The organism is Bradyrhizobium liaoningense (genome assembly GCF_018130785.1).
Classification (GTDB): domain Bacteria; phylum Pseudomonadota; class Alphaproteobacteria; order Rhizobiales; family Xanthobacteraceae; genus Bradyrhizobium; species Bradyrhizobium liaoningense_A.
On the sequence record NZ_JAFCJT010000012.1, the window covers coordinates 103,489 to 123,791 of the forward strand.

Consider the following 20,303-nt stretch of genomic DNA (forward strand, 5'->3'; position numbering starts at 1 on the left):
ATGAGCCGCCGCATCAAAAGAATGAACCCAAAGCCCCGTTCGCGTGACGAGCGCGATGACGCGCGTCCGTTCAAGGCACGCGGCGCGAAGTCAGCTGGGCCGCGGCCGGCCGGCAAGCCCGGCGTCAAGCCGCCGCGCTTTGCCGCTGAGCGCGCCGAGCGGCGTCCGCCCAAGGTTGCACAGGAAAGGCCTACGCCGGAAAAGCCCGTCGAGGCGCTGCTGCCAACCAAGGTACAGACCGTCAAGGTGACGGCCGACGAGAACAACATGCGCGTCGACCGTTTCCTCGAAGCGCGTTTTCCCGGCCTGTCGTTCTCCCACATCCAGCGCGTCGTCCGCAAAGGCGAGCTGCGTGTCGACGGCAAGCGCGTCGACAGCAAGGACCGGCTGGAAGTGGGGCAGAGCGTCCGCATTCCGCCGCTGAAGCTCGACACGCCAAAGGCCGTCGGCGAGCTCTCGGAGGCCGCGCAAAAGACGCTCGCCGCGCTGAAGGAGATGACGATCTACGAGGACGACGACGTCCTCGTCCTGAACAAGCCGGCCGGCCTCGCCGTGCAGGGTGGCTCGGGCATGACGCGGCACATCGACCAGATGCTGGAGGTGATGCGCGATTCCAAGGGCCAGAAGCCGCGCCTCGTGCACCGCATCGACCGGGAGACGTCGGGCTGTCTGCTGATCGCCAAGACGCGCTTTGCGGCTTCGCATCTGACCGGTGCCTTCCGCTCGCGGTCGGCGCGAAAAACGTACTGGGCGCTGGTGCCGGGGCTGCCAAAGCCGAAGCAGGGGCGCATCTCGACCTTCCTTGCGAAAGAAGAGAGCGAGGACGACACCATCATGCGCATCGCCCAGCATGGCGACGACGGTGCCAGCCACGCGGTGACCTACTATGCGGTGGTCGAGACCGCCGGCAACAAGCTGACCTGGGTGTCGCTCAAGCCCGTGACGGGCCGCACCCACCAGCTGCGGGCCCACATGGAGCATATCGGCCACCCCATCGTTGGCGATCCCAAATATTTCAACATCGAGAACTGGCAGCTGCCGGGCGGGCTGCAAAACCGGCTGCATCTGCTCGCGCGCCGCATCGTCATCCCGCATCCCCGCGGCGGCGTGATCGACGCCACCGCGCCACTGCCGCAGCATATGCAGCAGTCGTGGAACCTGCTCGGGCTCGACGCAAGCCGGTTTGATCCAATCGAGAACGCGCCTGAAGAATAGTCAGGTTGAACGGAGACGCAGAAGCACAACATCATACTCCATGAAACGGATCTCGATCCTCTTCGTGGTTGCGATGGCGCTGCTCGCGGGGCAGGGCGCCCAGGCGCAGTATGTGCTGCCGGGCGCCTCGCGGTTCAATCTGCCGCCGCCTTCACCGCCACCGCCGCCAAAGATCGAGGTGCCGAAGATCCCGCAGTTCGACGCGCCGCCGAACTACAACTATCAGCCGCTCCCGCGCAATTCATTCAGCGACCGCGTCTTGAAGTGTCTCGATGATGCCGCAGCCGCAGGGCTGGGCCCCGCCGATCGCGGCACCTATGCGCGCAGTTGCGCGAACTAGCGGGATTTGGACCTGCTCGTGCGCCTCTATCCCCCGCCACCGGGGTGCGGAAGACGGCCGCAAGTTCCCTCATGCCCGCTTTATCGGCCGCCCGTCTTATCTTAAACCCTAGCATTCAGCCGCGGAGCCCGAAGACTCAAGATGCGCGAATTGTTCGATGAGGTTGCGGGGCGGTCCCCGCTCGATCCGCAGGAGGCGGTGCGCCAGTCCACGCGTACGCCGCAGCGCAAGCGCTTCTACAAGGAGGCGGGCGCCGCCGAGGCCGAGGGCGGCTTCGCCATCACGCTGGACGGCAGGCCGATCCGCACGCCCTCCAGCCGCCAGGTGGTGATCCCCTCGCGCACGCTGGCCGATGCGGTGGCCGCGGAATGGGCGGCTCAGGGCGAGACGATCGATCCCGTGACCATGCCGCTGACGCGGATCGCGAACAGCGTCGTCGAGGGTGTCGTCGATCGCGTCGAGCTCGTAGCCGACGACCTCGCAAAATACTTCGAGACTGACCTGCTGTTCTATCGCGCCGGCCACCCCGAAGGGCTGGTTGCCCGCGAGGCCGCGCATTGGGACCCCGTGCTGTTCTGGGCTGCGCAGACGCTGGGCGCGCATTTCATCCTGTCCGAGGGCATCATGCATGTGAAGCAGCCGGAGGAGGCGGTTCAGGCCGCCCGCGCGGCTCTGCCCGAGGATGCCTGGTCGGTCGCGGCGCTCCACGTGGTCACGACCCTGACCGGCTCGGCGCTGCTGGCGCTGGCGCTAGCCCATGGCGTGTGCGATGCCGGCCAGGTCTGGGCTGCCGCCCATGTCGACGAGGACTGGAACGCCGAGAAATGGGGCGTGGACGAGGAGGCCGCTGCACGTCGGGCCGCACGCCTGAGGGACTTCGAGGCTGCCGTGACGGTTCTGGCAGCCGTGAAGCCGCAGGTGGCCAAAGGTCCTTAACGAGAGGTTTACGAGGGCGGCCTTAAGGTGGGAGCTAGCGTTCCCCGGGCCCCCTTCAGATGCCGACGCCGATAAGCTCGATCGTTCCCGTCAGTGCTGCCAGCCCTGTGGCTGATGCGGCGACGCCCGATCTTGTGCTCCAGGCCGGCAGCATCGTGGACGCAAGGGTCGTCAGCGTGATGGCCGACAATCTGGTGCGGATCGCGATCGCCAATCTGTCGATGGATGTGATGTCTGAGGTGTCGCTGACACCAGGGCAAAATCTCCAGCTTGCGGTGTCGCAGAACGACGGCACCATCCGGCTCGCCGTCATGACCGGGGCAGGCGAGGCGACCGCCGATCAGATCACGCTGACGCCGCGCGCGGCCTCGCTCGTGGACAGCCCGCCGCTGGCGCCGTCCGCGACGGCGGCGCGCAATACCCTGACGCCATCGGAGCAGATCGCCGTCACGATGGCTTCATCCGATGCCGTGACCAAGCAGGGCAGCCAGGCGCCGCTGTTCGCCAATCTGGCCTCCGTCGTGACCGGCAGCGATCTGCCGGCGGGACTGAAGCAGGCGGTGCTGGACGTGCTGGCGCAGCAGACGCCGCTCAACACCGGGCTCGATGGCGGCGATATCGAATCCGCCTTCCAGAAGTCCGGCCTGTTTCTTGAAGCTTCGCTGGCCTCGGGCGCGACGCCGACCTCCGGCACGATGCCGGATTTGAAGGCCGCGCTGCTGGTGCTGCGCCAGACGCTGGCCACGATCGAGACCGCCGCTCCACAGGGCACCGCGATTCCCGCCGGCGCTACGGCGGGGACACCGCAGGTCGCCGCCGTGCCGGCTCAGGTAGCAGGTGAGGCCGTGCAGGCCGCGTCGCCAACCGGACCCGAGATCGCCCAATCGCCACAGATGCCGCGGAACGCCAATCTTGCGGCCGCTGTGCTCGCCGACATCGCCGGCAACGCTCCGCAGGCCGCGATGCCGAGGACCATGTCCGCCGGCCTTGCCGCGAGCCTGCTGCAGGAGGTCACGCAAAACCTGCCGCGCCTGACCGGCAATGTGCCGGGTTCGAACAAGGCCGTGCCGGATGGCCACCTCTTCGAGGCCGCCGCGCGCGCGACGCCACCGCCGTTCCGTGGCGCGCTGCCGGTGCCGCAGGCGATCGCCTCGCCATCGCTCGCGCCGGATACGCCGCTGACTGCGACCGTGCATCGCCTGCTCGACGACACCGACGCTGCGATTGCACGGCAGACATTATTGCAGGTCGCCTCGCTTCCCGATCGTGTCGACACCAGCGGTCACCGCATCGACCCGACCGTGCCGCAATGGAATTTCGAGATTCCCTTTGCAACGCCGCAGGGCACCGCGATGGCGCAGTTCGAGATCTCGCGCGATGGCGGCAACGAATCCGCCGATCCCGCCAAGCGCGCCTGGCGTGCGCGCTTCACGCTCAATGTCGAGCCGGCCGGTCCCGTGCATGCGTTGGTCACGCTCAACGGCGACAAGACTTTCGTGCGGATGTGGGCGGAGCGGCCGGCGACCGCGCAGCAGCTCCGCGCCGGGATCGGTGAGCTCAATCAGGCGCTGACGCGGGCCGAGCTCAAACCCGGCGACATCCTGGTGCGCGACGGCACGCCGCCGCAGCCCGCACCGGCCCGCGCCGGCCACTTCCTGGATCGCGCCACATGAGCGACGAGACCAAGCTCGCGATCGCGCTGCATTACGAGAAGGGCAGCAACGCGCCCGTCGTTGTCGCCAAGGGCAAGGGCACGATCGGCGAAAGAATCGTCGAGATCGCCAAGGCCAATGACATCCCGATCGAGGAGAACGAGATTCTGGCCGGCGCGCTCTCCAAGGTCGAGCTCGGCGAGGAGATCCCGCCCGACCTCTACAAGGCCGTCGCGGAAGTGCTGGTGTTCGTGCTGCGGCTGTCGGGCCGGGGACGCTGAGCGCGCTGTCATCGTTTCACCACGATATCGGCTGCATGGTCGCGGCCATTGTCATCGTTTGACGGACACCGCCCTTGCTCACCCGCCGTTCCACCCTTGGCCTTCTCGCCGCAGCCGCCACCATGCCGTCACGTGCGCTCGCCCACGTTGCGCCGCCGCGCAACGAGATTCGCGACAGCCTCGCTAGGCGTTTCACCGACCTCGGCACGGCAGGCACCTTCGTCGGCTACAAGGTCGAGGACTATCTGATCGTCGCCAGCGACAAGGAGCGTTCGGGCGAAGCGAAGCTGCCGGCCTCGACCTTCAAGATTCCGAACTCGCTGATTGCGCTGGAGACCGGCGTCGTCGCCGACCCCGACAAGGACGTATTCCCCTGGGACGGCGTGAAGCGGCCGATCGAGGCCTGGAACAAGGACCACACGATGCGCAGCGCCATCGCGGTCAGCGCTGTGCCGGTCTATCAGGAGATCGCGCGCCGGATCGGGCAAGAGCGGATGCAAAAGTATGTCGACATGTTCGACTACGGCAATCGCGATATCGGCGGCGGCATCGACCAGTTCTGGCTCACCGGCAATTTGCGCATCGACCCGGTTGAGCAGATTGATTTCGTCGACCGGCTGCGCCGCCGCGCGCTGCCGATCAGCAAGCGCAGCCAGGATCTCGTTGCTGACATTCTTCCGGTGACCAAGGTGGGCGACAGCGTCATCCGCGCCAAGTCCGGGCTGTTAGGGGCCGAGCGCGGCGAGCCGTCGCTGGGCTGGATGGTCGGCTGGGCCGAGAAGGGCGAGGCGCACACCGTGTTCGCACTCAACATGGATTGCAAGGAGCCGCGTCTCGTCGGCGAGCGCATGCCGCTGACGCAAGCCTGCCTTGCCGAGATCGGCGCGATCTAGCTGGCGCGTACGAACCTGCTAGCATCCTTCCGACCAAATAAAAGAAAAGGTCGGGAGGATAAAATGAAATCAACGCCACTCTGGCTGCCGTCGCTCGCGTTGGCCGCCGCCGGCGGCTGGCTCGCAGCCACGATGTTTGCGGCACCCGCCACCAGCAAGGAGCCGCGCTTTCCGCAGCTGACCATGGACCAGCTCGACGCCCGGCAGAAGCCGCTCGGCGAGCAGATCATGAAGGTGTCGAGCGTCGGCATCGGCGGGCCCTACAATCCGATGATCCGCAGCCCGGTGCTCGGCCAGCGCCTGTTCGATCTGTTCTACTATCTGCGCTGGGAAACCTCGGTCCCGACCAAGCTCAACGAGTTCGCGATCCTGATCATCGGGCGGCAGTGGCGCTCGCAGGTGGAATGGTTCGCGCACGCGCCGCTGGCGGCCAAGGCGGGCCTGTCGGCGGATATCATCGCGGAGCTGAAGACCAACAAGCGGCCGTCGAAGATGGCCGAGGACGAGGCCGTGGTCTACGACTTCGTCACCGAGATCACCACGACCAAGAAAGTTTCCGACGAGACCTACGCGCGGGCGAAGAAGGTGTTCAACGATCAGCAGATCGTCGATCTCACCGCGGTGTCTGGCAATTACGTGATGGTCGCGATGCTGCTGGCGATGGCCGAGGAGACGGTGCCGCCGGACAAGCAGGAGCCGTTCAAGCCGGGCGAGCCGTAGGACTCTTCATTGCGAGAAGCTCGCGACAAACTGCGATACCGTAGGGTGGGCAAAGGCGCGCAGCGCCGTGCCCACCATCTTTCTGAAACCATGGACGTATCGTGGGCACGCTTCGCTTTGCCCACCCTACGACAGCACGTACGGAGCAGGCATTCTCACCCCAGCTTGAACAGCGCCTGCAAGAACTCCACCACCGCCTTGCGCGACTCCGCGGCCGTCGTGGGATTGCCGCCGACATGCGGGTTCAGCTCGACGCAGGCATCCTTGTAGGTGAAGGGCGCGTTCGTATCGCCGTTCATCAGCACGCCGCCGTCGCCTTCCTTGATGCGGCAGTTGCGCACGGTCTGCGCGTTGGCCGACACCGCGACGGTGCTGACGCCGAGCAGGCCGCCGTCGAAGCCGTGCGCGCTGTCGGGGTATTCGGTCAGCACCACGTCGCGCCCGGCCGTCTTGAGCCGTTCGACGAAAGCCTTGCAGCTCTTCACGGGATTGTAGTCGTCGGGCGTGCCGTGGAAGATCCGGATCGGGCGCGCGGCGACCTCGGCATCGCCAACGTAGGTCGTCGAGCAATCCGGATAGAACGGGATGTAAGCGGCGAACTGGATGCCGGACTTGTTCCAGAGCTTGTTGAAGCGATCGAGGCTCGCATAGAGCGTGGCCTGTCCGCCGCGCGAAAAGCCCATCAGCACGATGCGGTCAGGATCGACGCGGGGATGCTTCGCAAGAATCTCCAGCGAGCGGTAGACGTCGATGATCAGGTTGAGCCGGCCGAGCAGGGCCTGGTTCGGCCCGACCACCGTCAGCCCGCGGCCGGTGAAACCGTCGATCACGAAGGTCGAGATGCCCATGGCGTTGAAGGCGTGCACCCAGGCCTCGGTGGTCGCGCCGACGCCGCTCGAGCCGTGCATCAGCACCACGACGGGAAGTTTGCCGGTGCCTTGGGCCACGCGGAATTCGCCCGCGACCGTCACCGGCCTGCCGGCGGCCGCATCGCCGCTGAGGAATTGCTGGTCGGAGAGGGTGAGCGAGGGGATCGGGTAGATCTCGGCGCGGGTGGCGACTTCCTTGGGCAGGGATTGCGCGTTGGCGAGCGCAATTGAAACGCCGAGCGCGATGAGCGTGGCAGTGACGCGGAATGCCGTCGGCATCGGATCCTCCCTTATGATTTTGAGGGAGTAGAACAACCCGCCCGTGTGCTGTCAATTTGCCGCGCGGCTATCGACTTCGGCGTCATGGCCGGGCTTGTCCCGGCCATCCACGACCTCGACGACCTCAAGCCTTGTCGGCCGTCTTCTTCGGCGTCAGCGCCTGGTCGATCGCAAAGCCGCCGATCTCGCTCATCGCCTGCGAGACGACATCGCCTCTGCCGGCAAAGCCCTTCGAGAGGTAGTCGAACTGAGTGCGTGCGAGCCGCAGCGCTTCGATCGGCACGGAGACCACGGTGTCGTTAAAACTGTCGACGGAGGCGCGAAGCGTCTCGAGCTCGGTTGTCAGCTTGCCGATATGGCTTTCCGCATCCTGCATCAGGAGCAACAGCTTCGTCCGTTCGGCGTTGAACGCGATGCGCTCCGCCGTGGCTGCCGTGGTCACTTCAGTGAGCTGCGTCCGCAGCGTCTCGATCTGTCCGATCATGGCATCGGAGGCGAGCTCGGCGGCCTCGTGCCGCGCGGCACGACGCTTGCTCTCCTCCTGCGCCTCGTGAAACAGCCGCTCGGCCGACATCGCGCGCTGGCTCAGCGATTCGATCAGGCTTGCTGCGCGCAGCAGCATCTCGCCGTTCCGCCCCGACACCATGCTGGCCATGCGCCGCAGGAAGTCGACGGTTTCGGACGATGAGGTCGGCGGCAGGGGAACGACCGTCGCGGACATGAGGTGATGCTTACAGCCGGAAATGATGACCGCCGCCGTACCGACTGGGCTCACGCAACATTCGGCGCCTGATCGCTGAGCCACGAGCAAGCCTGAATCGGCCGGCCCGGTCAACGGGCGAGGGCCGACAAACTGGCCTTAATCCCACCGCCAAAGCACCCGCGGTCAGGCGCCGCTTTGGCGGCCGATCCGCCCCAGATGGGTGAAGCCGAACCCGGCGGAATATTTCAGGCCATAACCCAGCGCCCGGTCGATGCCGATATGGGCGAGCCAGATCAAGGCGATGGACAGCGTGAGGGGCGAGGCGAAGCCGAAGCCCAGCGTCAGCAGCGTCACCGGCGCCATGTAGCTGTGGGCGGCATTATAGACCAGCGCCCCGAATTTGGCGTCGGCAAGGTACGCCAGGAAGCTCAGATCGGGGACGAAGAAGAGCAGGGCGAACACCAGCCACGAGCCGTCCCAAGACGCGTAGAGCATCACCATCCCTGCGAACAGGGTCAGGCCCTCCAGCCGCAGCAGGATCTTGACGCCGCCGGTCGCCGCGCCCGTCTCGGCCGTTACCTCATCCATCGTCGTCTCCCAGGCAATACTTTGTAATTCCTTGCGCTTTCCCGCTGCGGCAGGGCAGCCCTGCGACACCGAAAGCCGCTTCCCGGCCCGCAAAATGCCGTGTTAGAACCCCCGGCAATCGCATTTAGGCTAAGAACTGGCGGGAGCAAATGAAGAATATCCTGGACGCCCTTGAAGATCGTCGCGCCGGCGCAAAGCTCGGCGGCGGGGAGAAGCGCATCGAGGCGCAGCACGCCCGCGGCAAGCTGACCGCGCGCGAGCGCATCGAGCTCCTGCTCGACAAGGGATCGTTCGAGGAGTTCGACATGTTCGTCGAGCACCGCTCCACCGAGTTCGGCATGGAGAAGACCAAGGTGCCGGGCGACGGCGTCGTCACCGGCTGGGGCACCGTCAACGGCCGCAAGACGTTTGTGTTCGCCAAGGATTTCACGGTGTTCGGCGGCTCGCTGTCCGAGACCCACGCGCTGAAGATCACAAAGCTCCAGGACATGGCGATGAAGGCGCGGTCGCCCATCATCGGCCTCTATGACGCGGGCGGCGCCCGCATCCAGGAGGGCGTCGCGGCGCTCGCCGGCTATTCCTACGTGTTCCGCCGCAACGTGCTCGCCTCGGGCGTGATCCCGCAGATCTCCGTCATCATGGGCCCCTGCGCCGGCGGCGACGTCTATTCGCCGGCGATGACCGACTTCATCTTCATGGTGAAGAACACCAGCTACATGTTCGTCACCGGCCCCGACGTGGTGAAGACCGTCACCAACGAGGTCGTGACCGCGGAAGAGCTCGGCGGCGCCTCGGTGCATGCCACGCGCTCCTCGATCGCGGACGGCGCCTTCGAGAACGACGTCGAGACGCTGCTCCAGATGCGTCGCCTGATCGATTTCCTGCCGTCCAACAACACCGACGGCGTACCGGAATGGCCGAGCTTTGACGACATCGGCCGGGTCGACATGTCGCTCGACACGCTGATCCCCGACAATCCGAACAAGCCCTACGACATGAAGGAGCTGATCCTGAAGGTCGTGGACGAGGGCGATTTTTTCGAGATCGCCGACATGTTTGCGAAGAACATCGTCACGGGCTTCGGCCGCATCGCGGGCCGCACCGTCGGCTTCGTCGCCAACCAGCCGATGGTGCTGGCGGGCGTGCTCGACAGCGATGCCTCGCGCAAGGCCGCGCGCTTCGTCCGTTTCTGCGATGCCTTCAACATCCCGATCGTCACCTTCGTGGACGTGCCGGGCTTCCTGCCGGGCACCGCGCAGGAATATGGCGGCCTGATCAAGCACGGCGCCAAACTGCTGTTCGCCTACTCGCAGTGCACCGTGCCGCTGGTCACCATCATCACCCGCAAGGCCTATGGCGGCGCCTTCGACGTCATGGCCTCCAAGGAGATCGGCGCCGACATGAACTACGCCTGGCCGACCGCCCAGATCGCGGTGATGGGTGCCAAGGGCGCGGTCGAGATCATCTTCCGCAGCGATATCGGCGACCCCGACAAGATCGCGGCGAGAACGAAGGAATATGAAGACCGCTTCCTGTCGCCCTTCATTGCAGCGGAGCGCGGCTACATCGACGACGTGATCATGCCGCACTCGACCCGCAAGCGGATCGCGCGGGCGCTGTCGATGCTGAAGGACAAGAAGGTGGAAACGCCGGCGAAGAAGCACGACAATTTGCCGTTGTGAGGCCTCGTAGCCCGGATGGAGCGTAGCGAAATCCGGGTTCTTATCCAAGTCCCGCACGTCGCTGCACTCACGCGGGCTACTGGTTTCGTTTCTGACTTGGCATCCTCGATCAAAATCCGATGACCGAAGACGATCCGACCGACGAGATTTCACAGATCGAAGACCGGATCGAGCGGCTTGCCGAGATCGCCGAGCGATGCCGGAAATACATTCTGGCGTCCAAGATCGCCATCGGCGGCGGTGGTGCGCTGCTGCTGATCACGATCCTCGGCCTGTTCGGAGCAGGTGTGACTGCGGCGCTCGGATCGATCGCGCTGGTGCTGGGCGGAATCGTGTCGCTCGGATCGAACGTCAGTACGTTGCGACAGACGGACGACGCCATCAGCGCTGCGGAGGCGCGTCGTGCAGCGTTGATCGGCACGATCGACCTTCGCGTGGTCGCCGATGCGCCGATGAAGTTGATGTGACGCGCCGGCCGTTCGGCACCTCTGTTCACTGCCCCAGCTTCGCCCGGCTTCCCTTGCTTCGTTGCCAGCGGCTTCCGGCGCGAAATCGGATGTCTTTGACCGCTTGCAATTGCCTTCTGGTGGCCTACCATGAACGGCGTTGGGACCTTGAAGGAGCGCAGCCATGGAACTCACCGTGGTGCCGATCGTCAAGCCGGACGCAACCAACTTCATCTTCGGCCAATCGCATTTCATCAAGACTGTGGAAGACCTCCATGAGGCGCTGGTTGGCGCGGTTCCGGGCATCCGCTTCGGGCTGGCCTTCTGCGAGGCCTCCGGCAAGCGGCTGGTGCGCTGGTCGGGGAACGACGAAGCCGCGATCGCGCTTGCACGCGACAACGCAATGGCCATCGGCGCCGGCCATACATTCCTGATCTTCCTGGGCGACGGATTCTTTCCAGTCAACGTGCTGGCTGCGGTGCGCGCGGCGCCGGAGGTCTGCCGCATCTACTGCGCGACGGCCAACCCCACACAAGTGATCGTCGCGCAAACGGAGCAGGGCCGTGGGGTGCTCGGGGTGGTGGATGGCGCCTCACCACTGGGTGTCGAAACCGACGAGGACATTGCGTGGCGGAAAGACCTGCTGCGAAAGATCGGCTACAAGCTGTAGCGGCTGGATTCCGGTGATTGGCCGAATCCATTCGTTACGCTCAGCGGTCGACGTGAATTGTGTACGTCTTGGAGAGCGCACGATCATGAAGGCCTTGCTGCTCGTGTTTGCCATGGTTGTCCTGCTCGTGCTTGCCATGGCTGTCGTCGCGCGGGAAGCGACCGCACAGGACACACAATGCGTCCGCGAGCGCGCCGCCATGGTCGAGACCATCCGGGCCTACGCCCGGCCCGCAGTCAGGGTTTTGGGACAGCAAGGTCTGTCGGAGAGGGTCCTTGAGGCCATGGCGCAAACGAAACGCCACCTGTTCATCCCTGAGCAATCTTGCTCTATCGGATACGCCGATAGACCGATACCGATCGGCCTCGGCCAGACCATATCGCAGCCGTACATTGTGGCCTTGATGACCCAGTTGGCCGAGGTCGCGCCCGATCACGTTGTGCTCGAAGTCGGTACCGGTTCGGGCTACCAGGCCGCCATCCTTGCGCAGCTCGCGCGAAAGGTCTGCAGCATCGAGATCATCCCGCAATTGGCCGAGACCGCCGCGAAAAGACTGAGAGACCTCGCGTATGACAACGTGAGCGTCAGGCTTGGCGACGGCTACGACGGCTGGCCCGAATGCGGTCCTTTTGACGCCATCGTCGTGACTGCTGCGCTCGGGCAGCCACCGCCGCCGCTGACTGAGCAGCTCAAAGTGGGCGGCCGTCTCGTCATGCCGGTGGGACCCGCTTACACCACTCAGCAGCTCACAGTCGTCGAAAAAATCGCGCCCAGCAAGACGACGACGCGCGGCGTCGCTCTCGTGCGTTTTGTCCCCTTTACGCGTTCGCAAAACTAGAAGCTGGGGTGGAATAGGTTGAGCGCGTAAGGTGGGTTAGCCTTGCGACTGCGCGAGGCGCAGTTCGCTGGGCGTAACCCACCAACTTTGTTGAGGCGGACATTGGCGGATTGCGCTTCGCTAATCCGTCCCACGGTCTGCGTTAACGCGCCGCATCTGCCGCTGCGAAATGCGCCATCTGGTCGGCGTGGGCCTTGGCGAAGGCCGGGCGAGCGGTGGCACGCGCGACGTAGTTGCGGCAGGCCGGATGCTCTGTCAGGCCGTCGAACTTATCGACGACGCGCAGTACGTCCGACATCAGGATGTCGGCGACGGAGAAGGAGCCGGCCAGCCATTCGCGGCCGGCCAGCACCGTCTCCATGTGCTTGAGGCGGAGCATCAGGAAGTCATCGACGAACTTCACGGCAGGCGAGCCATCGTCGCTGCCGGTGAACTTGAACATCGTCCAGGGCAGCGCCGGCATCTCCACCGAATTGAGCGCCGCGAACACCCATTCGACCGTGTCGCTGCGGCCGCGCGGATCGGTCGGCATTAGCCTGGCGCTGAGTTCACCGAGATGCAGCAGGATCGCGCCGCTCTCGAAGATCGAGAGGTCGCCATCGGTCAGCCACGGCACCTGGCCGAACGGCTGGTGCGCGAAATGCGCGGCGTCCCGCGGGCCAAATGGCACGCTGGCGACGCGATAGGGCAGGGCGGCTTCTTCGAGCGCCCAGCGCACACGGAGGTCGCGCACGAAACCCCGCGGCATCTCGGGAACCCAGTCGAAGGTGGTGAGCGTGAGTTTGGCCATGCAGTGTCTCCGTGCTGTCTGGGCAGAGGACGGATGAGGGGCGGTCGTTCCGACAGGGGAGCGATGTTTTTCTCTAAGCGCGGAGGCCGTAGGGTGGGCAAAGCGGAGCGTGCCCACGATCTTTTGGCGGTCGACAGGAGTCGTGGGCACGCTCCGCTTTGCCCACCCTACTGGGCCGGTGGGCTTCGCTCACTGCCCAAGCTTCGCCAGCTTGCCTTGCTTCGCCGCTTCCACCGCGCGCTCCGCGTCCTCCGGCAGCAGGGTCCGCTCGGCCACCTGCCGGGCCGCCTCGCGCTTCACCGCGGCCACATACGCCCCGTCATCCGCATATCGCTCCGCGATCGACAGCCTGGGATCGTGCACTTCCTTCCGTGCGGCTTCCGTCGGTGCGAACGGCACCACGGCGCCTTGCAGTGGATAGAGCGCCGTTGGGCCAAAGCCCTGCGCGCGCGGATTCCATGCGGTGTAGGTCGCGCGGGGAACGGCGAGGGCGAGCTGGCGGATACCTGCGATGGCCATGCCGTCATTGTCCGCCTTCGGCACGAACACGGGATAGCGGCCGATCTCCTTGGGCGGCAGCACGCTCTGGTCGGAGAAGGCGGCCAGCGTGTGGATGCCTGCATAGGGCAGGCCGGGGATATCCATCGGCACCGCGCCTTGCGCCGGCACGAGCGTGCCGTGGGCGCGCATGGGGACGCGGCTTGCGGGCGGTTTGATGCCGTCGCTGATCCAGGCGTTGAGGTCGGTGAGCAGCGCGCGCATAGGGCCGCCCGCATGCATCGGGTTCTGCGGCAGCGACATTGCCGGCACGCCCTTGCGCATCACGTCGGAGGCCTCGGCGAAATGCGGCGTGCCTGCGATCATGTAGGCGCGGACGTTGTCGGGGAGGTCGAGTTGGTTGCCGGCGAGGTCGGTGACCAGCAACGAGGCGTGCGAGGCCCACCATTCGTGCTCGCTGTCGGTCTGCATCACCTTCGGGCACGTCGCCGAGAGCGCGCAGCGGCGAAGCAGGCCGTCGGTCTTGCCGGAATAGGGATCGCTGAGGCTCGCATAGGTGAACGGGAACAGATCGGCCTGCCACGCCGGATCCTGCGGATGGCGTGGGTTGCGGCCGGGCTGGCCGAAGCGGACGTTTGTTGCCATTCGCCGCGTGCCCGCGACATGCGGCATCAACCCGTCGAACACGGTGCGGCCCTGGAGATCCTCGTTAAAGCCGAGATAGAGGAAGTCGCGCAGGAAGCGGCCGGATTGCGACACGCCGAAGCCGATGGCGCGGCTGACGGAGGGATGCAGGCCGTTCAGCAGCGGGTTCGCCTGGGTCTCGTCGTGGCGAAGGAAGCTGACGACGTCGCGCACGGCGGCATAGCCCATGCCGAGCGGCACCGGATCGCGCGCGGTGTAGGCGATCTCGTAGAGCGCGCCGGCATCAAAACCGTCGGGCCGGGTGATCTCTACCGTCACGGGATCGACGAGCTTTGCAAGGAGGCCGGAAGGCGTTTGCCGCGCATCGGCCCAGGCGGCGCGAACGGAGACCTTGAGGTCGGCGGGGTCAGTCGCCGGCCAGGTCAGCGTCGCGCGCGCCGGATTGGTCGTGTTGTCGAAGACGACTTCTTCGCGCGCGGGTCCGGTGATGCTCTTGAGCACCGGCGCGGTCATCGCGAGTTGTCCGGGCTTGGAGGGGATGTCGCCCTGCCAGCCGACCCAGACCATCGTAAAGCCCTGGCGATGCAGGAAGCCGATGCCGGCATCCTCCGCCTTGTCGGCATTGTTGGCGCCAGGTTGGGCGGCATCGTCGAACAATTGCGGCGCCAGCTTGCGGCCGCGATTGGGCACCTCGAGCAGCAGCGTGCCGTTGCCGTGGGTGGAATCGGTAGGTCGCAGGATCACCACGTCTGCGGTGGCTGCCACCTTGCCGTCGGAGCTACGTGGCGCGAGCGCGAGGTCGGTGATGACGGCGTTGCGATCGTCAGACGGGTTGAGCGCGAAGGTCGCGCGCGCGGTGATGCGCTCATAGGTGCCGACATCGCCAAAGCTGCGCCCGGCAAAGGCGGGCTCGCGCGCGAGGATGTCGAAGCGGACGATTTCGGCGAGCGAGGCCGTGGGCCAAAGGCAGGCGATCGCAACGAGGCCTGTGATGATCCTGCGCATGGCCGTTCCTTCCCTTGTCGGCGCGATCCGGATGTTCCGTCGCGCGGGCTTTTTGTTGTCGCCACTATAACCGTCTATGCTGCGGCCAAACAACAGGAGGAAACACATGCCCGCTGCCTACTTCGTCGTCCGCGCCACCGTCACCGACGCCAGCAAGCGCGCCGCCTTCGATACGTGGTACGAGACCGAGCATGTGCCCGACGCGGTGAAGGCGTTCGGCGTAGCTAAGGCCTGGCGGTTCTGGAGCCTGGACGATCCCTCGCTGCATCAGGCCATGTATCAGTTCGATGACGAGGCCAAGTTGGCTGCTATGCTGAAGGGCGATGCCTTGAAGCAGCTCGTCGCCGATTTCAACCGCGACTGGCCCGACGTGAAGCGCACGCGCGAGACGCTGGTGCTGGCGCAGGAGTTTGCGAAGCAGGACGCCGGAGCGTAGCCCGCACCAAATCCCGCAGCCCGCTTGTCCCTGACACCCATGTCATGAATCTGAAGATGCGATTCAGCTTCCGTTCATGTCGTGACCGCGACACTCCCTCTGCATCACTTGCTTGATAGCCTAGAGGACATGTCATGGAGCGCCGGAACTTTTTGAAACTTGCATTCGGCGTCGCGGCTGGAGCCGCGACGTTGACCGCGAGCGCACGAGCTGCGCCGTTGGCGCCGCAGCCGCTTGGTGACCCCGCGCGCACGCCGCAAGGCAATCCCGACGCTCATCCCGCCGTCACCACCAGTGAGGAAGCCGCCAAGCTGACCCCCGAACAGGTGCACTGGCATGGCCACCACCGGGGCTGGGGTCGCCGTCATTGGGGCTGGCATCGCCGACGCTGGCACCGACATCACTGGCACCGACATCACTGGTAAGTTCGCATCGGCCGAGTCTGGACGGGGACCGCGAGTGCGGTCCCCGTTTCGATTCGGCGCGGTCCCTCGACCATGAGATGTCAGGCGTTCAAAAGAAAATGGCCGCGCAGGCTTTCGCCGCGCGGCCACTTTGTAGCGCGAAAGGACGAGATCAGATCGGGCGGCAGCGGCCACCCCACCAACGGAAGCCGTACGGGCAGACGCGGGCGCGGGGCACGACGACGACCGGCGCCGGGGCAACCACCACGGGGGCGGGACGCACAACGACCGCACCGCGCATCGGGCGGCAGCCGCCATAGGGGCCACGATACCAGCCAGGGCCACAACCCTGCGCGGCGCTGGCCGCCTCGCTGAAACCGACGACCGCGCTGGCAAGCATGACGGCGGCAAACAGGTATTTCATTTGATCTTCCTTCTCGTCCTTGGGGGCAGATTCTTAGGGCAGATTCTTGGGGGACTGGCGCTCGCGGCGCACAATGAATCAAAAGACACGATTCGACATGTTAAATTTTGCAACATGCCGACACGTCGCGATCCAAACCTGCCAATCATGACCTGAATGCGGCATGAACATTCTTCGCATGCGGCTTCCGGCGACAGCAATGGTGCTGGAGCGCTGTCCCGATGGAATCGGAACGGGGCTCCAGGTTCTTTATTCTGACGCGTTTTCTTGACGCGAACTGGTACTCGCTTCGCTAGAAAACGCTCTAGCGGCCGAGAAAGCCCAGCACCAATTCCTTGTACTTCTCGGGTGCTTCCAGAAAGACGAGATGCCCGGTGTCCGGGATCACCTCGGCCCGCGCATTCGGCATCTTCGCGGCAAGCGCCTTCGCCAACTCGGCATTCTGCCCCATTTTCGCGCGTAGCGCCTCCGGTGCGAGTGGCCGCCCAGGCGCGTTGTGGTCGTCGGCGCCCATGATGAACAGCGTCGGCTCGGAAACAAGCGCGACCTCGTGCGCGACCGGCTCGCGATAGATCATCTGGCCGGAGCTGACGAAGGCGCGCAGCCAGCGCGGATAGTCCGGGCTGCCCTTGATGTTGAAGCGGGCGTCGACGAACGGCGTGATCGCCTCAGGCGGCAGCTTGATCGCGTAATTGGTCTGGAGCTGCTTGCGATAGCCATCGGCGGTGAGCTTGTCCTCGCTCTCGATGATCTTCTCGGTCGGGGTCGGCGGCACGTAGAGGCGGTAGTCTTCCAGCCCGATCGGCGCGGTCAGCACCAGATGGGCGACGCGGTCCGGATAGGCGCGGGCGATGCGCACACCCAGCATGCCGCCGAGCGAATGCGCGACGATTTCGGCCTTCTTGATCTCTAAGTGATCGAGCAGGGCGATGGTGTTGCGCGCCAGCGTGTCGAAATGCAGCTCGCCTTGCGGCTTGGAGGATTTGCCGAAGCCGATCTGGTCCGGCACCACGACGCGATAGCCGGCCTCGCTGAGCATCTTGATGACGGGCGCCCAGTAGCTCGACGGAAAATTGCGCCCGTGCAGCAGCACCACGGTGCGGCCGTTCGGCCGCTCGGCGGCGACGTCCATATAGGCCATGCTGAGCTGCTCGCCGTCATTGACCACGGGGAGCAGGTGCACGGGATAGGGATAGGCAAAGCCCTCGAGCGCGATGCCGTAGGGCTCGCGCGGGGCGCTGTCGGCGGCGCGTGCGGAGGTGAATGGAGAAGCGAGGAGGGCGGCCGCGAGAGTCGCGCGAAGGATATAGCTCATGGAGGGCTCAGGGTAATGGTTGAAGCTGGGAGACACGACCTCCGCCATGCCCGGGCCTGTCCCGGGCATCCACGTGGTTCGGCGAGAACTGCACTAAAGGCGTGGATGGCAGGGTCAAGCCCGGCCATGACGATGGTGCTCGTTCACACGCAAACGTGCGATCTCACGCACCCGGCGTGATCAGTCCTTCTCGCCCCCGAACAGCGCCGCAAACTGCTTCTCGCCGGTGCGGGTGAAATTCACCACGCGGCTGCCGGGCGTGGCGTCGCGCGCGGCCCATTTCAGCTCGGCGAAACGCTGCATCATGGCGGCGCCCAGCGTGCCGGCGAGATGATGGCGCCGCTCGCTCCAGTCCAGGCAGGCCTTGCACACCGGACGGCGCGGATGGGTGAGCATGTCGGGCGAGATCTGCAAATGCTTTGCGAGAAAGCGCTCGCCTTCAGTCGTCAGCTCGATGTCCTGCTTCTTCTGCCTGACCAGGTTTCGCGTGCGCATGGTGTCGAGCATCTGCACGCCGAGATCGCCGGCGAGATGGTCGTAGCAGATCCGGGCGCGCCGCAGCGCCGGATCTTTCGGTCCGGTGCGCACGCGCATGTGGCCGGTGCGTGCGGCAAGCCCCGCAAGACCTTCGAGCACACCGGCGACGTCATCGTCGGTGAGGCGGTAGTAGCGGTGGCGGCCCTGCTTCTCCGGCTCGACCAGCCCGCCGGCCTCGAGCTTCGAGAGATGCGAGCTCGCGGTCTGCGGCGTGATGCCGGCCTCCTGCGCGAGCTCGCTCGCGGTCAGTGCGCGGCCGTTCATCAGCGCGGTGAGCATGTTGGCGCGGGCGGGGTCGCCGACCAGCGAGGCAATCATGGCGATGTCAGGACCTGATTTCATGCTTCGATGGTAGCCGAAGCATTGCGGCCGGGCAAGGACGTAGTCTGTCCCTGCAAACATGTCATTGCGAGCGACGCGAAGCAAACCAGTTGCTTCAGCGGCGACGGTGTTGCTCGCGCTTGCCGCAATGAAAAATCAGGGAGCCAGACCATGTCCGTCACCGTCTTCATCCGCTACCAGCTCGATCCCTTCAAGCGCGCGCAGTTCGAGGAATATTCGAAGCGCTGGCTCACCATCATCCCGAAATGCGGCGGCGACCTGATCGGCTATTTCATGCCGCATGAAGGCACCAACAACATCGCCTTCGCCCTGATCACGTTCGAAAGCCTGGCCGCCTATGAAGCCTATCGCGCCCGGCTGCGGCAGGACGCAGAGGGTATGGCCAACTTCCATTTTGCCGAGGAGCACAAATTCATCCTCGCGGAAGAGCGCACCTTCCTGCGCAAGGTGGTATTGTAGGCCATCAACGACAGGAGACGCCCATGATCGCCGTGATTTTCGACGTCTGGCCCAAGCCGGAACATCGCCAGGACTACTTCGACCTCGCGGCCGACCTGAAGCCGATCCTGCAAACCATCGACGGCTTCATCTCGGTCGAGCGGTTCGAGAGCCTGACCGAGAAGGGCAAGATCCTGTCGGTGTCGTTCTGGCGCGACGAGGCAGCAGTCCAGGCCTGGCGCAACACGATGGAACACCGGCGCACCCAGGCGAAGGGCAGGGCAAAGATCTTTGCCGATTATCATTTGCGCATCGCTAGCGTCATCCGCGACTACGGCATGAATGATCGCGAGCAGGCACCGAAGGACAGCCGCGCCGTGCACGACGCGCACTAGCGCACTTGAAAACGCGTGCCTATGTCTGCGCGGCCAACAAGGGAGAGAAACATGCACGTGACGACCGCCGAGAAGCGCGCGACTTTCAAGAAGATGCACGAGAGCGGCTGCTTCATCCTGCCCAATCCGGTCGACGTCGGCAGCGCCAAGGCGTTGCAGCATCTCGGTTTCAAGGCTCTGGCCTCATCGAGCGCGGGCTTTGCCTGGACCATCGGCAAGGCCGACAACCACGTCACGGTCGACGACGTCTGTCAGCATCTGGCAGCATTGTGCTCGGCCGTCGACATCCCCGTGAATGCGGATTTCGAGGGCGGCTTTGCCGTCGAGCCGGACAAGGTCGCGGACAATGTCGAGCGCGGTGTGCGCACCGGCGTCGCCGGCCTCTCGATCGAGGATTCCACCGGCGACAAGGACAAGCCGCTCTACGAGCGCGCGCTCGCGGTCGAGCGCATCAAAGCCTCGCGCAAGGCGATCGGCGACAGCGGCACGCTGCTGGTCGGCCGGTGCGAGGCGTATTTGTGGGGCGTGACCGACCTCAAGCTCGTCATCGACCGGCTCACGGCCTATGCGGAGGCAGGCGCCGATTGCCTCTATGCGCCGGGCCTGAAGACGCGCGAGGACATCGCCGCCGTGGTGAAGGCTGTCGCACCAAAGCCGTTCAACCTGCTGATCGGCGCGTCCGGCCTGTCCTTGCAGGAGGCCAACGACCTCGGCGTGCGCCGCATCAGCGTCGGCGGCTCGCTCGCCCGGGCCGCTTGGGGCGGCTTCATGCGCGCCGCGAAGGAGATGGCGGAGAAGGGGACGTTTACCGAGCTCGGCGGTGGCTATTCCGGCGGCGAGCTCAACAAGATGTTCAGCTAAACGAAAAGCGGCGGGATGTGAGGTCCCGCCGCTTTCTCATCCTCTCAGGTCATGCCCCGCGCAAGCGGGGCATCCACGCCGCGGCCTTCCGTTCAATCCCT

Annotated in this window: 24 protein-coding genes; 16 read left to right on the plus strand and 8 right to left on the minus strand. The window is 65.3% G+C overall.

Annotation, left to right across the window (positions count from 1 at the left end; translation table 11 throughout):
- The 7 genes from JQ627_RS23300 to JQ627_RS23330 all read left to right on the plus strand — a co-directional run bounded on the left by JQ627_RS23300 (position 1) and on the right by JQ627_RS23330 (position 6,037).
- On the plus strand, positions 1–1,215 hold the full coding sequence (locus JQ627_RS23300; protein WP_212486440.1) for an RluA family pseudouridine synthase: 1,215 nt from the start codon (positions 1–3) through the stop codon (positions 1,213–1,215).
- 40 nt (positions 1,216–1,255) lie between these two features.
- Positions 1,256–1,555 (plus strand): hypothetical protein, encoded by a 300-nt coding sequence (locus JQ627_RS23305; RefSeq protein ID WP_212486441.1) that lies wholly within the window; start codon positions 1,256–1,258, stop codon positions 1,553–1,555.
- 141 nt (positions 1,556–1,696) lie between these two features.
- Positions 1,697–2,491, plus strand: coding sequence for an ATP12 family chaperone protein (locus tag JQ627_RS23310; RefSeq protein WP_212486442.1), 795 nt, complete (start codon positions 1,697–1,699; stop codon positions 2,489–2,491).
- A 59-nt stretch (positions 2,492–2,550) separates the two neighbouring features.
- A complete protein-coding gene (locus JQ627_RS23315) occupies positions 2,551–4,164 on the plus strand; it encodes a flagellar hook-length control protein FliK (RefSeq protein ID WP_212486443.1) in 1,614 nt (537 codons plus the stop codon).
- Positions 4,161–4,424 carry an EscU/YscU/HrcU family type III secretion system export apparatus switch protein gene (locus JQ627_RS23320; RefSeq protein ID WP_212486444.1) on the plus strand — a complete coding sequence of 88 codons (264 nt, stop codon included), beginning with the start codon at positions 4,161–4,163 and terminating at the stop codon, positions 4,422–4,424. Before JQ627_RS23315 ends, JQ627_RS23320 begins: the two co-directional genes overlap by 4 nt.
- A 74-nt stretch (positions 4,425–4,498) precedes the next feature.
- Positions 4,499–5,317, plus strand: coding sequence for a class D beta-lactamase (blaOXA, locus tag JQ627_RS23325; protein ID WP_212486445.1), 819 nt, complete (start codon positions 4,499–4,501; stop codon positions 5,315–5,317).
- Positions 5,318–5,380: 63 nt separating this feature from the next.
- Entirely contained in the window at positions 5,381–6,037 is a 657-nt protein-coding gene (locus JQ627_RS23330; protein ID WP_212486446.1) for a carboxymuconolactone decarboxylase family protein, read from the plus strand.
- Between the two features lie 155 nt (positions 6,038–6,192).
- On the opposite strand, the gene JQ627_RS23335 is transcribed toward JQ627_RS23330, so the two are convergent.
- The 3 genes from JQ627_RS23335 to JQ627_RS23345 form a co-directional block, all read right to left on the minus strand.
- Positions 6,193–7,185 (minus strand): dienelactone hydrolase family protein, encoded by a 993-nt coding sequence (locus tag JQ627_RS23335; protein ID WP_212486447.1) that lies wholly within the window; start codon positions 7,183–7,185, stop codon positions 6,193–6,195.
- Between the two features lie 124 nt (positions 7,186–7,309).
- Positions 7,310–7,906, minus strand: a complete 597-nt coding sequence (locus tag JQ627_RS23340; protein WP_212486448.1) for a hypothetical protein — start codon at positions 7,904–7,906, stop codon at positions 7,310–7,312.
- Between the two features lie 165 nt (positions 7,907–8,071).
- The gene (locus JQ627_RS23345) at positions 8,072–8,476 is read right to left on the minus strand and encodes a DUF4260 domain-containing protein (protein ID WP_212486449.1); all 405 of its coding nucleotides are present in this window, start codon (positions 8,474–8,476) and stop codon (positions 8,072–8,074) included.
- A 149-nt stretch (positions 8,477–8,625) separates the two neighbouring features.
- Between JQ627_RS23345 and JQ627_RS23350 the strand changes: the two genes are divergently transcribed.
- The 4 genes from JQ627_RS23350 (at position 8,626) to JQ627_RS23365 (ending at position 12,112) form a co-directional block, all read left to right on the plus strand.
- Entirely contained in the window at positions 8,626–10,158 is a 1,533-nt protein-coding gene (locus JQ627_RS23350) for an acyl-CoA carboxylase subunit beta (protein WP_212486450.1), read from the plus strand.
- Between the two features lie 119 nt (positions 10,159–10,277).
- Complete coding sequence (locus JQ627_RS23355; RefSeq protein ID WP_212486451.1) at positions 10,278–10,625, plus strand: hypothetical protein; 348 nt, start codon at positions 10,278–10,280, stop codon at positions 10,623–10,625.
- Positions 10,626–10,788: 163 nt separating this feature from the next.
- Positions 10,789–11,274, plus strand: coding sequence for an adenosine-specific kinase (locus JQ627_RS23360; RefSeq protein ID WP_212486452.1), 486 nt, complete (start codon positions 10,789–10,791; stop codon positions 11,272–11,274).
- A gap of 85 nt (positions 11,275–11,359) precedes the next feature.
- On the plus strand, positions 11,360–12,112 hold the full coding sequence (locus JQ627_RS23365) for a protein-L-isoaspartate(D-aspartate) O-methyltransferase (RefSeq protein WP_212486453.1): 753 nt from the start codon (positions 11,360–11,362) through the stop codon (positions 12,110–12,112).
- A gap of 142 nt (positions 12,113–12,254) precedes the next feature.
- On the opposite strand, the gene JQ627_RS23370 is transcribed toward JQ627_RS23365, so the two are convergent.
- Positions 12,255–12,902 (minus strand): glutathione S-transferase family protein, encoded by a 648-nt coding sequence (locus tag JQ627_RS23370; RefSeq protein WP_212486454.1) that lies wholly within the window; start codon positions 12,900–12,902, stop codon positions 12,255–12,257.
- 189 nt (positions 12,903–13,091) lie between these two features.
- Positions 13,092–15,050, minus strand: coding sequence for an alpha/beta hydrolase domain-containing protein (locus tag JQ627_RS23375; protein WP_212486455.1), 1,959 nt, complete (start codon positions 15,048–15,050; stop codon positions 13,092–13,094).
- A 106-nt stretch (positions 15,051–15,156) separates the two neighbouring features.
- Here JQ627_RS23375 and JQ627_RS23380 point away from each other — a divergent pair, with 106 nt between their 5' ends.
- Positions 15,157–15,486, plus strand: a complete 330-nt coding sequence (locus JQ627_RS23380; RefSeq protein ID WP_038956409.1) for a hypothetical protein — start codon at positions 15,157–15,159, stop codon at positions 15,484–15,486.
- 134 nt (positions 15,487–15,620) lie between these two features.
- Positions 15,621–15,911, plus strand: a complete 291-nt coding sequence (locus tag JQ627_RS23385) for a twin-arginine translocation signal domain-containing protein (RefSeq protein WP_212486456.1) — start codon at positions 15,621–15,623, stop codon at positions 15,909–15,911.
- A gap of 151 nt (positions 15,912–16,062) precedes the next feature.
- Here JQ627_RS23385 and JQ627_RS23390 read toward each other — a convergent pair whose 3' ends face one another.
- From JQ627_RS23390 to JQ627_RS23400, 3 genes are all read right to left on the minus strand, one after another.
- Positions 16,063–16,314: a GCG_CRPN prefix-to-repeats domain-containing protein gene (locus JQ627_RS23390; protein ID WP_212486457.1), complete on the minus strand. Its 252-nt coding sequence runs from the start codon at positions 16,312–16,314 to the stop codon at positions 16,063–16,065.
- Between the two features lie 304 nt (positions 16,315–16,618).
- A complete protein-coding gene (locus tag JQ627_RS23395; protein WP_212486458.1) occupies positions 16,619–17,629 on the minus strand; it encodes an alpha/beta fold hydrolase in 1,011 nt (336 codons plus the stop codon).
- 180 nt (positions 17,630–17,809) lie between these two features.
- Complete coding sequence (locus JQ627_RS23400) at positions 17,810–18,508, minus strand: helix-turn-helix transcriptional regulator (protein WP_212486459.1); 699 nt, start codon at positions 18,506–18,508, stop codon at positions 17,810–17,812.
- Positions 18,509–18,658: 150 nt separating this feature from the next.
- Here JQ627_RS23400 and JQ627_RS23405 point away from each other — a divergent pair, with 150 nt between their 5' ends.
- From JQ627_RS23405 to JQ627_RS23415, 3 genes are read left to right on the plus strand one after another with little or no spacing between them, the layout of a single operon-like run.
- Positions 18,659–18,967: an NIPSNAP family protein gene (locus JQ627_RS23405; protein ID WP_018647290.1), complete on the plus strand. Its 309-nt coding sequence runs from the start codon at positions 18,659–18,661 to the stop codon at positions 18,965–18,967.
- Positions 18,968–18,990: 23 nt separating this feature from the next.
- Positions 18,991–19,341 (plus strand): antibiotic biosynthesis monooxygenase, encoded by a 351-nt coding sequence (locus JQ627_RS23410; protein WP_212486460.1) that lies wholly within the window; start codon positions 18,991–18,993, stop codon positions 19,339–19,341.
- A gap of 51 nt (positions 19,342–19,392) precedes the next feature.
- Positions 19,393–20,202: an oxaloacetate decarboxylase gene (locus JQ627_RS23415; RefSeq protein ID WP_212486461.1), complete on the plus strand. Its 810-nt coding sequence runs from the start codon at positions 19,393–19,395 to the stop codon at positions 20,200–20,202.
- The last annotated feature ends 101 nt before the right edge of the window (positions 20,203–20,303 follow it).

Excerpts from the sequence above, each read along its gene's own strand:
- JQ627_RS23300 (WP_212486440.1), top strand. The coding sequence starts at position 1 with ATGAGCCGCCGCATCAAAAGAATGAACCCAAAGCCCCGTTCGCGTGAC.
- JQ627_RS23305 (WP_212486441.1), top strand. The coding sequence starts at position 1,256 with ATGAAACGGATCTCGATCCTCTTCGTGGTTGCGATGGCGCTGCTCGCG.
- JQ627_RS23310 (WP_212486442.1), top strand. The coding sequence starts at position 1,697 with ATGCGCGAATTGTTCGATGAGGTTGCGGGGCGGTCCCCGCTCGATCCG.
- JQ627_RS23315 (WP_212486443.1), top strand. The coding sequence starts at position 2,551 with ATGCCGACGCCGATAAGCTCGATCGTTCCCGTCAGTGCTGCCAGCCCT.
- JQ627_RS23320 (WP_212486444.1), top strand. The coding sequence starts at position 4,161 with ATGAGCGACGAGACCAAGCTCGCGATCGCGCTGCATTACGAGAAGGGC.
- JQ627_RS23330 (WP_212486446.1), top strand. The coding sequence starts at position 5,381 with ATGAAATCAACGCCACTCTGGCTGCCGTCGCTCGCGTTGGCCGCCGCC.
- JQ627_RS23335 (WP_212486447.1), bottom strand. The coding sequence starts at position 7,185 with ATGCCGACGGCATTCCGCGTCACTGCCACGCTCATCGCGCTCGGCGTT.
- JQ627_RS23340 (WP_212486448.1), bottom strand. The coding sequence starts at position 7,906 with ATGTCCGCGACGGTCGTTCCCCTGCCGCCGACCTCATCGTCCGAAACC.
- JQ627_RS23345 (WP_212486449.1), bottom strand. The coding sequence starts at position 8,476 with ATGGATGAGGTAACGGCCGAGACGGGCGCGGCGACCGGCGGCGTCAAG.
- JQ627_RS23350 (WP_212486450.1), top strand. The coding sequence starts at position 8,626 with ATGAAGAATATCCTGGACGCCCTTGAAGATCGTCGCGCCGGCGCAAAG.
- JQ627_RS23355 (WP_212486451.1), top strand. The coding sequence starts at position 10,278 with ATGACCGAAGACGATCCGACCGACGAGATTTCACAGATCGAAGACCGG.
- JQ627_RS23360 (WP_212486452.1), top strand. The coding sequence starts at position 10,789 with ATGGAACTCACCGTGGTGCCGATCGTCAAGCCGGACGCAACCAACTTC.
- JQ627_RS23365 (WP_212486453.1), top strand. The coding sequence starts at position 11,360 with ATGAAGGCCTTGCTGCTCGTGTTTGCCATGGTTGTCCTGCTCGTGCTT.
- JQ627_RS23370 (WP_212486454.1), bottom strand. The coding sequence starts at position 12,902 with ATGGCCAAACTCACGCTCACCACCTTCGACTGGGTTCCCGAGATGCCG.
- JQ627_RS23375 (WP_212486455.1), bottom strand. The coding sequence starts at position 15,050 with ATGCGCAGGATCATCACAGGCCTCGTTGCGATCGCCTGCCTTTGGCCC.
- JQ627_RS23380 (WP_038956409.1), top strand. The coding sequence starts at position 15,157 with ATGCCCGCTGCCTACTTCGTCGTCCGCGCCACCGTCACCGACGCCAGC.
- JQ627_RS23385 (WP_212486456.1), top strand. The coding sequence starts at position 15,621 with ATGGAGCGCCGGAACTTTTTGAAACTTGCATTCGGCGTCGCGGCTGGA.
- JQ627_RS23390 (WP_212486457.1), bottom strand. The coding sequence starts at position 16,314 with ATGAAATACCTGTTTGCCGCCGTCATGCTTGCCAGCGCGGTCGTCGGT.
- JQ627_RS23395 (WP_212486458.1), bottom strand. The coding sequence starts at position 17,629 with ATGAGCTATATCCTTCGCGCGACTCTCGCGGCCGCCCTCCTCGCTTCT.
- JQ627_RS23400 (WP_212486459.1), bottom strand. The coding sequence starts at position 18,508 with ATGAAATCAGGTCCTGACATCGCCATGATTGCCTCGCTGGTCGGCGAC.
- JQ627_RS23405 (WP_018647290.1), top strand. The coding sequence starts at position 18,659 with ATGTCCGTCACCGTCTTCATCCGCTACCAGCTCGATCCCTTCAAGCGC.
- JQ627_RS23410 (WP_212486460.1), top strand. The coding sequence starts at position 18,991 with ATGATCGCCGTGATTTTCGACGTCTGGCCCAAGCCGGAACATCGCCAG.
- JQ627_RS23415 (WP_212486461.1), top strand. The coding sequence starts at position 19,393 with ATGCACGTGACGACCGCCGAGAAGCGCGCGACTTTCAAGAAGATGCAC.